Source organism: Winogradskyella damuponensis (genome assembly GCF_039538385.1).
Classification (GTDB): domain Bacteria; phylum Bacteroidota; class Bacteroidia; order Flavobacteriales; family Flavobacteriaceae; genus Winogradskyella; species Winogradskyella damuponensis.
This window is the reverse complement of the sequence record NZ_BAABCB010000018.1, coordinates 1-12,241: the sequence shown is the minus strand read 5'-3', so window position 1 is coordinate 12,241 and position 12,241 is coordinate 1. Positions and strand designations below refer to the sequence as shown.

The window sequence follows — 12,241 nt, the reverse complement described above, 5'->3', positions numbered from 1 at the left end:
AAAAATTAATGCTTATTTCAAGATGTTAGTTATTAGGAATTCAAATGGGTTAATATTTTGATGGTAACATGTAAACGACGTCGGATTTAAATCTTATTTTTCTAAAATATGAAAAGATTCATAATCATAATCCTTTTAACGCTAAACCACACTATGAGTGCACAGCACGAGATACCAGAAGATATAAAGATGACTGTAAATAAAGCTTTAGCGTATTATCCACAGCTGAAGGACACCAAAATAGAATTTCGGTTTAAGAAAAACATTAAGAAATCGACCATGCAAGCCAGACCTACATTTGGCAGTTTCTTTAAGAGTAGAAAAAATCGACATTATGTGATTCTGATTAGTGAAAAATTCAAGATTGCAGATAAAGAGTTTTTAACACGACATATTCCAGATACTATTTTTATTGGGTGGATTGGTCATGAATTGGGTCATATTATGGATTACCAAAATCGAAGCAAGCTCAATCTCATTTGGTTTGGACTAAAATATGTGTTTTCACAGAATCATATTGTTGAAGCCGAACGTGCCGCAGATTCATTTGCTGTTGCACATGGTATGGAAGATTACATTTTAAAAACCAAAGATTTTATTTTGAATAATGCAGATATCACCCAATCGTATAAAGATCGTATTAAGAAGTATTATTTATCGCCTGAAGAGATTATGGAATTGGTAGAACATAGAGATGCTGGCAAATAATTTAAAGGATTTATTTAATCTTGAATATAGAAACCCATAAAAAAACACCCCTCAAGTCCCCTCAAGGGGACAATTCTTTACGAGAATAATTTAAATTCATATTTATTAATAAGTAACGATTTACAGTTGATTAATAAATGCCCCCCAATCTGCAAATTTTTATTCACCCATCACACGCTCCATTTTTACTTGGTCTCCTTTTTTCTTATATGTTTCGTTGATTATACCTTTTAGATGTTTTTTTGCAATATTAGAACCTGCTTTATTTTCATAAAACTTATAAATTTCATCAAGCTGAATTTCAGCAAATTCAGACCAAATAATTTTAAAAGCCATTACTCATATTTTGCTAAAAGCTCAGGACTGGTTTTAAATCGATTGTTAATGAAATCAGATTCAGACTTATCAATTCTGTTATCCAATTCATCTTGAGTCATCGACTCAATGTTTCGCTCTTTATCTGACTGTTTTTCTTTTCTTAAAATTTTTTCAAGACGTGAAACAGCCTCTTCACTTTGAAGTTTTAAAAATTCCTGTACAAATTCTATTTTTCGAGCTTCTAAATTCATTTTAATCAGCTTTTTATAAAAGATACAAAATTACCAATTTAAAATTTTATTTTCTTACGTAAATGAATAATAGCGTGTGCTTATCTAAACACTTAAGATTCATTCACAAAAGCTTCCCAATCTGCAAATTTTTCGTCGCCCATAACACGTTCCATTTTTACTTGGCCTCCTTTCTTTTTGTTTCTTTCGTTCCAATCATAAAAACGATTTGGTGAAATCACTTTTACTTTTACACCTTTTAGCGCTTTACTTCTAGCCACTTTGTAATTCTTATTGGCGGATTTTAAACTTTCGTCTAAGGCCTCTGCAATGGTAAAATTATCAACACCTTTTACATCCGAACCTAAATACCAATAGTGATAAAATTCATCATCGTCTCCACGTTTGGCGCAGATGGTGTATTCAGGAATTGTAGTATCGAACTCCTCTTCTAATTCGCGCATAGCTGCATCCATTTTATTAACGGATAATTGCGAACCTACGGTATTTAAAAAGAATTTTGTGCGTCCTGTAATTTTAATTTCGGCACGTTCAATATTAGTGAATTCAATGGTATCACCAATAAGGTATCTCCACGCTCCACTAACGGTACTAATGATTAAGACATAATCTTGGTTTAGTTCTACTTGGTCTAAAGTTAACGCTGGAGCTTCATCTTTTAACGAACCATCTTCGTTGATATATTCGGGTTTGAATGGCACAAATTCAAAATAAATGCCATTATCGGTATTCAATTGCATGGCAACGGTTTCTGGTCGTACTTGGGTTGCGATGTACCCTTCGGACGCTAAATAAGTATCGATAACGGTGATTGGTTTTCCTAATAAGGCATTAAAACTTTTCTCATACGGACCAAAAGCAACTCCTCCAGAGGTATAGACTTGTAGGTTGGGCCAAATTTCATGAATATTATTCAAGTTATGGTAGTCTATCACTTTTTGAAGCATCAACTCTATCCACGATGGAATACCACTTAACGCGCCAATATCCCAATCTTTAGCACGTTCTGCAATGCGCTGCACACGTTCGTCCCAATCTTCAATTTGCGAAATTTCTTCACCAGGTTTGTAATAACCTCTAAACCAAGACGGAATATTACTCGCACTAATACCACTAATTTCACCTTCGAGGTGATCGTTGTTTTCTTCCAAATCAGTAGAACTACCGAGCATCATAATTTCCTTTTCGAAAAAATCCGCAGGTAAATCAAAATTCTTTAAGGCAAACACCTGTTTAATTCCTGCATTTCTTATGGCATCAATCATGGCATCTGTTACCGGAATGCGTTTACTTGTTTTGCCTGTGGTACCAGAACTCAATGCAAAATAAGATGGCTTCCCTGGCCATGTGATGTTACTTTCGCCTTCGTGATACTTGTGCCACCATTTTTTGTTTATTTTATTGTAATCAAAATACGGCACATGCTTCGCAAAACTTTGTTGTGTATTAGAAGTTTCAAGAATACTTTCAAAATCATAAAACTTTCCGAATTGGGTACTCTTAGCTGTTTCAAGTAATTCTTTAAGCATTTTTTCTTGAGCTTCTTTATGAATGACTTCAGACGTAAAGGTATCCTTCAATTCAATCACTCCTTTTATAATGTTCCCTAGTATGGCCATTTTTTAATTTCAATTTTTGATTCTATAATTATGCTGCAATTTCTCTACAAGCTTCAGCACATGCTCTACACGATTTAGCACATTCTATACAGTGTTCGTGTTTGTGTTCTTCACAGTGATCTGCACAGTACTCACAAATTTCGGCACATAATAAGGCGTATTGCTTAACGTATGCACTATCTGAAGTCATCATTTTAAGTAAAGCATCACAGGCATCAATACATTGGATGCAACATTTTGGGCAATCGTTCATGCTTTCTTTTCCTACCATTTCGGTTAGGCATATTCTACAATCCACTATACATTTCTGACAGGCTTCAATCGCATTTCTATAAGTCGCTTTCATATTAATTGTATTTAGAATTAATTTCCACTAATATCCAATATTGCTTCCAAAACGATTACTGCGATTCGGAAAAGAATTAACCCATTTAGTGAAAATGCTTTCAGAGTAATTTAAACTTGAAATGAGTTAAAACATCATTATAATTCGTGACATATTGAGGCTAATAAAATTCTAAAACATTAAGGATATGAATGATTGGTTTAAATTTTCTACAGACGGACTTTTGGCGATAATACTTACTGCTATTGGTATTTATATGGCCTTAGTCATTTTAACACGCATTAGTGGCAAACGCAGTTTTTCAAAAATGTCTAGTTTCGATTTTGCCATGACGGTTTCTATTGGTTCCATATTGGCAACGGTTATTGTTTCGAAATCTGTTTCGCTTCAATATGGTATTATTGGTTTAGTGCTTATTTATAGTTTACAAATGATTGTTGCTGCTGCAAGACATTGGAAACCCATTAGAAATTTAGTCGATAATAAACCGACCTTATTAATGCAAAACGGCAAACTTATTGCAGCCAATTTAAAGAAATGTAAAGTGACAGAATCTGATGTAAAGGCCAAATTGCGTGAAGCGAATGTGATTCAACTATCAGAAGTTAAAGCGGTGGTGTTTGAGTCTACAGGTGATATATCGGTATTACATGGCGCTGACAATAAAGCAATTGACGATTGGATTATGGATTTTTAGAATTTGCGCTATAATTCCGACCTTAAATCTTGAGACTGATTTCTTTAAAGGATTAGCAATTTCCTTAGCATCAAATTATGAAATTCTTCGTAAAATTTATGTAATTTTGCACATCTAAAAATTAAAACAATTCACAATGAAAGATACTGCTTTATCCTCTACTCACGAAGCACTTGGTGCTAAAATGGTTCCTTTTGCTGGCTATAACATGCCGGTTCAATACGAAGGTGTAAATATAGAACACGAAACGGTTAGGACATCGGTTGGTGTATTTGATGTCTCTCATATGGGTGAGTTTTTAATTGAAGGTCCACATGCTTTAGAATTGATTCAAAAAGTATCGAGTAACGATGCTTCTAAATTAGAAATAGGAAAAGCACAATACAGCTGTTTACCAAATGATGATGGTGGTGTTGTAGATGATTTAATCATATACAAATTAAAAGAAGAAACGTATTTATTAGTTGTTAATGCGAGTAATATTGAAAAGGATTGGAATTGGATTTCCTCTAAAAATGATGTTGGTGCTGAGATGCGCGATTTAAGCGAAGATTATTCGTTATTAGCGATTCAAGGTCCAAAGGCTGTTGAAGCGATGCAATCTTTAACGAGTCATGATTTATCTGCTATTAAATTCTACAATTTTGTTGTTGGCGATTTTGCTGGCATTGAAAATGTGATCATTTCAGCTACAGGTTATACTGGTAGTGGCGGATTTGAGATTTACTGTAAAAATTCAGAAGTCAAACAAATTTGGGATAAGGTATTTGAAGCAGGAGCAGATTTTGGCATTAAGCCAATTGGTTTAGCGGCAAGAGATACGTTGCGTTTAGAAATGGGTTACTGTTTATATGGTAATGATATTGACGATACCACGTCTCCAATTGAAGCTGGTTTAGGTTGGGTTTGTAAATTCAACAAAGACTTTACTAATAGCGAAGCTTTAAAAGCCGAAAAAGAACACACTCCAGAACGTAAATTAGTGGCTTTTAAACTCGATGAACGTGGTATTCCGCGTCATGGTTACGATATTGTAGATGGTAGCGGGAAAACAATTGGTGTTGTTACTTCTGGTACAATGAGTCCTAGTTTAGGGATTGGTATTGGTCTGGGTTATGTTCCTACTGTGTTTTCTAAAGTGGATAGTAAGATATTTATTCAAGTACGTAAAAAGGCCATTCCAGCAACCGTTGTAAAGGCTCCTTTTTACAAAGGCTAAATTTCTAAGCGTGTAGATTGATTAATGACGAAGAAACATTTAGATTCTCAAAAACATCGTATACTTATACTTGGCGCTAGTGGTTATATTGGCAATGCTATTTATAAAGAACTAGGACCTTATTTTAGGACTTACGGAACGTATCGTATTCCAAAGAAAGAATTTGAAAACAATAAACAATTCTTTCAGTATAATGTAGAAGAAGATGATGTTTATGACATTTTAGAGGCTTGTCAACCTACCATTATTATATCTGCACTTCGTGGTAATTTTAACGCACAAGTAATTGCGCATCAGCATATTGCTGATTATATAGTTGATACTGGCTGTAAATTCATCTTTTTGTCGTCTGCAAATGTATTTGATGCTTACAGCCAATATCCAAGTTACGAATTAGACAAAACATTGAGTCATAGTGTTTATGGTCACTTCAAAATAAAAATTGAAAACTTACTATTACGCTTGCCTAAAAAGCAAATTGCTATAATTAGACTTCCAATGGTATTTGGCAACGGTTCGCCAAGAATACAAGAATTAAAAGAAGCTATTATAGCAGATGAAACTGTTGAAGTTTTTCCGAATTTAATCATGAACGTGACACTTGACAAAAAACTTACCCAACAAATTCATTATATCATTAACAGAAATAAATTTGGTGTTTTTCATTTGGGCAGTACAGATTTGGTGCATCATGATGAGTTTATAAAATCTATTATCGATATTCTTTCTGACAAAAAAGTAGTTATTAAACAAGTATTTACAACTAATGAAGATCGTTATTTAGCCGTACTACCAAAGTTTAATAAGTTACCTAAACATCTTCAGATTACTAGTGAAATGGTTTTAGAAGAGCTTTCAAAATAAAGATGTAGTTGTCGTTTATAATGCTTAAAAAGAATCTCTTTTTTAAGTTTATTGTAATACATATTTTTTTTAATTTAAACACATCAAAACAATAACATGAAACTAGACAAGGATACTATAGAAAAAAAATTATTACAATTTCCAGATTGGGATTATTATGATAACGCCATTCATTCAGAATTTGAATTCGATAATTTTAAAGATTGCTTTAGCGCAATGAGCAGAATTGCTTTTGAGTGCGAAGCATTGAATCATCATCCTAATTGGAGTAACTCTTACAATATTTTAAAAATTTCCATTTCAACACATAGCGCTAAAGGAGTTACTTTGAAAGATTTTGAATTAGCTGAAGCGATTGAGGCTATTATAGAGGTTGAGGACTAGTTATTCTTGGTTGATGGTTGATGGTTGATGGTTGATGGTTGAAAAATAGAAATTTCAGAGTGATTAGGCTTCCTATGTCTTGTTTTAGAGGTTTTTCACCTTGAATCTTATATTTTTTTACATTTAGTTTCATTCCTATTCAAACAATTTCAATATTTTCTTAGATTTGCTATGGTAAAAATGTCACTACATATAATTTCAGTGTTATTTTTTACACATTACATAAAACATAATCGTTAACAGATTCCTGTTCTACAGGAATCTAAAAATATATTTAAGATGGGAAGAGCTTTCGAATTTAGAAAAGCAAGGAAAATGAAACGTTGGTCTGCTATGAGCAAAGCCTTTACGCGTATTGGTAAAGATATTGTAATGGCTGTTAAAGAAGGTGGTCCTGACCCTGATAGTAATTCGCGCCTTAGAGCTGTAATACAGAATGCCAAGGCTGTAAATATGCCTAAAGACAATGTAGAACGTGCCATAAAGCGTGCTTCAGATAAAAGTTTAGGAGATTTTAAAGAAGTTCTTTTTGAAGGTTACGCACAACATGGTATTGCAGTACTTATAGAAACAGCTACAGATAATAATACACGTACAGTGGCTAATGTCCGTTCTTATTTTAATAAAACAGATGGTAGTTTAGGGACTTCTGGATCTGTTGTTTTTATGTTTGATCATACCTGTAATTTTAAAATTAAAGGTGACGATTTAGACTTAGAAGAGCTAGAATTAGAATTGATTGATTCTGGAGTTGAAGAAATTTTTGAAGACACAGACGAAGATGAAAATGGTGTTGAACACACTAGTGTTATGGTTTATGCACCATTTGAAAGTTTTGGTAAAATTCAAGCTTACCTCGAAGAAAACAATATAGAAATCATTTCATCTGGATTTGAACGTATTCCACAAGTTACTAAAAAGTTAACACCAGAACAAGCAGAAGATGTTGAGAAACTTTTAGAAAAGCTAGAAGAAGATGATGATGTTCAGAATGTGTATCATACTATGGAAGAAAGTGTTGATTAACTTTTAAGCTCAAAAGCATTCGCCTGATTTTTTCTTTAGATATAGATATATCGCTACAATTTGTAGTTTCTTAATACATAACTTTAATAATTCATGATTTTAATGTAATTTACAAGAACGCAAAACCTATGTAAACACTTAATATCATGAAGATTACATTATCTAAGCTGCATCATAACAATGATAACCAGATTGCTATTGGTTTTGAATATAATAAGGAAACAAAAGCAATTGTAAAGGCTGTAGAAGGTGTAAAATGGTCACAGACGCATAAGACGTTTTACGTTTTGTATTCGAAAAACACAATTTATACATTATTTAATTATTTTAGAAGCCATGGCTATTATGTAGACTACAGTCAGTTTAGAAAACCAACAGAAAACACTTATAAACCTGTAAAAAAAATTAAGCCAAGCCATAGTATGGCAGAAATGTTTGCTAGCCTACCTTTGAATTTTAAGGAATTATTAAAGGGCTATACTGGTTTTTTAAAAGGCAAACGCTTGAGTCAGAGCACAGTTCGTACATACGGTTATTTTGTATTGCGATTTATGGATTACTACAAGCCAAAAGAAATAGAGTTTATACAGAAAAAGGACATTGATCATTTTTTTGAAATAGTTTTGGCTGGTGAAAATTTTAGTATTAGTAGTCACAGGCAATGTGTTAGTGCCTTAAAATATTTTATTTCTTTTTGTGATTTACCGGAATTAGACGCTGAGGATTTAAATCGTCCGAAAAAAAGCAAGAAGCTACCTGTCGTTTTATCTAAAGAAGAGATTATAGATCTTATTCAAGTCACCAAAAACCTAAAACACAGAGCGATTATTGGCCTGTTATATTCATGTGGACTAAGAATTGGGGAACTTTTAAATTTAAAAATCAACGCTTTAGATTTTGACAGGAATTTGTTGCGTGTAAATCAAGGTAAAGGCCGAAAAGACAGAAGTGTTGTAATGAGTGAAGTTTTAAAGCCATTAATTTTTAATTATTTAAACACTTACAAGCCTCAGGTTTTTGTTATTGAAGGACGTAATGGAGGGCCGTATTCTGCGACTAGCATACGTCAATTTTTAAAGAAAAGTTGTGGTTATGCGGGTATAAAAAAGCAAGTTACACCGCATGTATTGCGTCATAGTTATGCTACACATTTAATGGAAAATGGTGTAGATTTACGTCATATTCAAATGTTACTAGGCCATGCTAAACCAGAAACGACGATGATCTATACACATGTTGCTCATAGAGATTTAATGCAAATTAGTAGTCCGTTAGACACTGTAGTTAAGTCGATAACAAAATCGCAAAAAAACAATACAGAAGTTTTGTTATCCCGAAATTATAATATATAAACTACTATATTTGTTTTTATATAACACGTTGTGATTAATATTGCCGACTTTCGGTCACCCACCAAACATTGTAGCTTTCTTCGAGGTCTTTTAAGTTTCTAAAAATGATGTGATTTTAAAATCGACGTAGGAAGATTTTTAAAGCGCCAAACTGTTCGATTGAAATCGTTGAGAGCGCGCTCTCAGAACGTTTGAAAACGTTAAACAGTTTGTCTGAAGTTATTGAAAAAAAATGAGAAAGTCAAGTTTACTATATTATTTAACACTAACAAACACCTGACTGACAACTTCTTACATTGGTATTTTTCAATAACTCATCATTTTTAGAAATTTAAATGCTAATGATTCGAAAAAAGCNGATAATGGAGAGCTATAAACCGAATACAAAATAAAATACTAAACACAACAGCGCATATAAAAAATAGCTGAGACATTGATATCATTTATTTTTCGTTTCTTTATAGAAGATATTTAAATTCGAAAAGCAGTTGATCATCAAGACGCTACTTTTCATATACGCGCACCGTTGCCAGTAATTTGACCAAACCGAAAACATTGATATTTATTGATTAAATGAAAAACCACTTTTTAGTTTATTTTATTGCCATTTCCATTCTTTTCTCTTGTAATAATCAACAAGAAGAATTGAATGAAATGAACTCATTTTTAAAAACGAATTATGAATTCAGCAATAGAATTTTAGACTCGAACAGATCAGATTATTATACTTTAATTCAAGAAAAACCTTCACTAAAGATTGAGGAACTAAATCAGTTGGATTCACAACTTGATAAATTGATTTTCAAAATAGACAATGCGATTTTAAATAAAGAATTTGATTTGGAAAAGACAATCGCAGAATCAAACCACATCTTGCGTGAACTTAAAAAAATCGTAAAACATATAGAAAATTATTCATTTCAAGAATTTGAACAACCAAAAACAAATTCGAATGAGTTGGTTCTAAATTATTTAAAGAACAGACTTGTAATTGCAACGATTAATGCCTTTGAATATGCAAATGGTTTTACTTCTACAGAACCTAAATATGAAAGAGCAGTTGATAGTATTATTACAAGTAAAACTGAAAACGGAATTAAACTTACTTTGACTTCGAAGTTTGGACAATCAATAACTGAAAATAGACACATTGTAATAAACAGTATTAAGTTCAATGGACAGGAAAAAAAGGTTTATTTCAAATTAAAAGACAACTACTCTTTTGCTGATATTGAATTTGATTCATTACAAAGTGGAACATATAAAATAGATGGTCTTTTAAAATTCTATGGAAGATATGGAGAAGTAGAATCTTGGTTTGAAAGAGAATTTATAGTGGAATAAAAACTACTGGCAACACCGTGTATAATTAATTGCTTTTTAAGTGCTTACTTGCGAAAATTCCTGCGGAATTTTCACAGGTTCGTAAATGTTTATTAACTTAGTTGCTTAACCACGCAACTAACCATACACAAAACCGTTACCCAACATTTGAAAAAACATCGAGAATGAAAAAAACTTTACTTCTGACATTTATATTATTTGTAATATTTTCTTGTCAAAATGGACCAACTCAATCGGAATTTGATAAACTAAAAGCTGACTTAGAAAACTGTTCGAATGAAAACGCTGAATTAAAAAACACACCAGAAAACCGACTCTTGACAGCCCAAAAGTTAGAAAATGAAGGAAAGATTGAACAAGCTGAAAAAGAATATCGAGAATTAGCTAACAAGTTTCCTAAATCTGAACAGGGAATTTTAGCACAAAAATTTGTCGAGAAAAGAGAAAAAGAGATTGAAAAGATAAAAAAAGAAGAGGAAAGAAAAAAACAACTCGGATTTAAAGCATTGAAAGAACAAAATAAAATCGAACAAGGAGATGTTACCTTGACTTTTTCTAAAATTCAACTTGGGAAAAGATGGTATTTTGACAGATATGACGACAGATATTTTTATAGAGACGCTGAAAGGGGAAATAAACATTTGACAGCAACTTTGAAAATAAAATCAAAATCGAATGAACCTAAACTTCCACCTATCTATGTTTACAAATTAGAAAATGGAAATTTAAAATTTATTTCAACAGTAAGTTATGCATTTTACAGATGGAAAGATTATGGTTCTTATTTAGGAAATTATGCAGATTATGGAAATGATTTCGCTCATTCACCAACAATTAATTTTTCGCCTGGAGTTTCTTTAAGTGATGAAGACACAAAAAACTATCCGATTTTTTTAATGGTAAAAAAAGATAATTGTGTCATTAGAGAAAGTGCTAGATTTGATAATCCACCAGTAAGTTATACAACAGCAACTTGTGATGCCGACAGAATTATGGATGTTGACAAAGCATCTTCGGATTATTATACAATTAAGATTTTTAACAAACAGAAAATATAAAAACGTTGGGTAACACCGTGTATAATTCATTGCTAGTGCAGGCTTACTTACGAAAATCCTCGCGGATTTTCTATTCGGTTTGTATTTGCTAAATTAGTTGCTGAAATACGCAACGAAATCATACACAAACACGTTGTAAAACATTTAAGACAAACATTCTGCTGATTTAAAATGGCAAGAGAAAATTGGAATAGTGGAAAGATTTTTGACCGATTAGTAAACAACAAATCGCAGAAAACCTATTGGAATAATATTTCGGAATTGAGAAAAAGAGCAACTGAAGAAATTTATGACCAAGCTTATAAACTTGCCAAGTCTGAAAATGATAAAAACAAAATTATCGGAATAGACGTTTTGGCTCAATTAGGTTTTGACCCAAGAATTGGACAACAGAAAACTGTAGAATTGTACTTTGAGTTACTGGAAAATGAACAAAATGATGACGTTCTTTTTTCACTATTTTTTGGGATAAGTCATAACAATGAAAATCTTACGGAAAAGCAAATTTTAAAACTGACTGAATTTAAAAATTCTAAAAATAAAGATATTCGTTACAGTTTAGTTTCTGCCCTATCGACAGTTGAAAACCCAAAAGCTATCGAAACTTTAATTGAGCTTTCGGAAGATAAATATTCATCAATTCGCAACTGGGCGACATTTGGAATCGGAACTTTAAGCGAAAAAAATAATGACCGAATTTTAAAAGCATTGTGGAAAAGAACCAAAGACAAACATCAAGAAACGAAACTTGAGGCTATCGTTGGATTAGCAAACCGAAATGAAATTGGTGTTAAGGAACAAATAATAGAGGAACTGAAAGATGGCGAATATGGAACTTTGTTATTTGATGCTATCAAAACGCTTAAAGACAAAGATTTTATTCCATATTTAGAAAGTAATTTAAAATCTGCTAAAAAAGATAGCGGAATAAAAGAAGAATGGATTAGCGATTTAAAGCAATGTCTGAACAAACTGAAAGAATAAAAAACGTTTTACAACAAAGTACTGTGGTAAAAAACAAGTAAAAATGTATTAATTTTTCACTAAAGTACTTT

14 protein-coding genes are annotated in these 12,241 nt (G+C 32.2%); 10 read left to right on the top strand and 4 right to left on the bottom strand.

Annotation, left to right across the window (positions count from 1 at the left end; translation table 11 throughout):
• Nucleotides 1-108 precede the first annotated feature (108 nt).
• Nucleotides 109-708: a hypothetical protein gene (locus ABD730_RS08745; RefSeq protein WP_425583524.1), complete on the top strand. Its 600-nt coding sequence runs from the start codon at nt 109-111 to the stop codon at nt 706-708.
• 159 nt (nt 709-867) lie between these two features.
• Here ABD730_RS08745 and ABD730_RS08740 read toward each other — a convergent pair whose 3' ends face one another.
• From ABD730_RS08740 to ABD730_RS08725, 4 genes are all read right to left on the bottom strand, one after another.
• Complete coding sequence (locus ABD730_RS08740; protein ID WP_334468904.1) at nt 868-1,044, bottom strand: hypothetical protein; 177 nt, start codon at nt 1,042-1,044, stop codon at nt 868-870.
• Entirely contained in the window at nt 1,044-1,277 is a 234-nt protein-coding gene (locus ABD730_RS08735; RefSeq protein ID WP_344713979.1) for a hypothetical protein, read from the bottom strand. Before ABD730_RS08735 ends, ABD730_RS08740 begins: the two co-directional genes overlap by 1 nt.
• A gap of 92 nt (nt 1,278-1,369) precedes the next feature.
• A complete protein-coding gene (locus ABD730_RS08730; RefSeq protein ID WP_344713977.1) occupies nt 1,370-2,896 on the bottom strand; it encodes a GH3 family acyl-acid amido synthetase in 1,527 nt (508 codons plus the stop codon).
• Between the two features lie 28 nt (nt 2,897-2,924).
• Nucleotides 2,925-3,242 carry a four-helix bundle copper-binding protein gene (locus ABD730_RS08725; protein WP_334468897.1) on the bottom strand — a complete coding sequence of 106 codons (318 nt, stop codon included), beginning with the start codon at nt 3,240-3,242 and terminating at the stop codon, nt 2,925-2,927.
• Between the two features lie 187 nt (nt 3,243-3,429).
• On the opposite strand from ABD730_RS08725, the gene ABD730_RS08720 reads away from it, so the two are divergent.
• From ABD730_RS08720 to ABD730_RS08680, 9 genes are all read left to right on the top strand, one after another.
• Nucleotides 3,430-3,939, top strand: coding sequence for a DUF421 domain-containing protein (locus tag ABD730_RS08720; protein WP_334468895.1), 510 nt, complete (start codon nt 3,430-3,432; stop codon nt 3,937-3,939).
• Nucleotides 3,940-4,075: 136 nt separating this feature from the next.
• Complete coding sequence (gene gcvT / locus ABD730_RS08715; RefSeq protein ID WP_334468892.1) at nt 4,076-5,158, top strand: glycine cleavage system aminomethyltransferase GcvT; 1,083 nt, start codon at nt 4,076-4,078, stop codon at nt 5,156-5,158.
• A gap of 24 nt (nt 5,159-5,182) precedes the next feature.
• Entirely contained in the window at nt 5,183-6,022 is an 840-nt protein-coding gene (locus tag ABD730_RS08710) for a sugar nucleotide-binding protein (RefSeq protein ID WP_344713973.1), read from the top strand.
• Nucleotides 6,023-6,118: 96 nt separating this feature from the next.
• Nucleotides 6,119-6,406, top strand: a complete 288-nt coding sequence (locus ABD730_RS08705) for a 4a-hydroxytetrahydrobiopterin dehydratase (RefSeq protein WP_344713971.1) — start codon at nt 6,119-6,121, stop codon at nt 6,404-6,406.
• 279 nt (nt 6,407-6,685) lie between these two features.
• A complete protein-coding gene (locus tag ABD730_RS08700) occupies nt 6,686-7,432 on the top strand; it encodes a YebC/PmpR family DNA-binding transcriptional regulator (protein WP_334468884.1) in 747 nt (248 codons plus the stop codon).
• A gap of 146 nt (nt 7,433-7,578) precedes the next feature.
• Nucleotides 7,579-8,784 carry a site-specific tyrosine recombinase/integron integrase gene (xerA, locus tag ABD730_RS08695; protein WP_334468882.1) on the top strand — a complete coding sequence of 402 codons (1,206 nt, stop codon included), beginning with the start codon at nt 7,579-7,581 and terminating at the stop codon, nt 8,782-8,784.
• 573 nt (nt 8,785-9,357) lie between these two features.
• Complete coding sequence (locus ABD730_RS08690) at nt 9,358-10,128, top strand: hypothetical protein (RefSeq protein ID WP_344713967.1); 771 nt, start codon at nt 9,358-9,360, stop codon at nt 10,126-10,128.
• A 164-nt stretch (nt 10,129-10,292) separates the two neighbouring features.
• The gene (locus ABD730_RS08685) at nt 10,293-11,186 is read left to right on the top strand and encodes an outer membrane protein assembly factor BamD (protein WP_344713965.1); all 894 of its coding nucleotides are present in this window, start codon (nt 10,293-10,295) and stop codon (nt 11,184-11,186) included.
• Between the two features lie 171 nt (nt 11,187-11,357).
• The gene (locus ABD730_RS08680; RefSeq protein WP_344713963.1) at nt 11,358-12,170 is read left to right on the top strand and encodes a hypothetical protein; all 813 of its coding nucleotides are present in this window, start codon (nt 11,358-11,360) and stop codon (nt 12,168-12,170) included.
• Nucleotides 12,171-12,241: the final 71 nt, after the last annotated feature.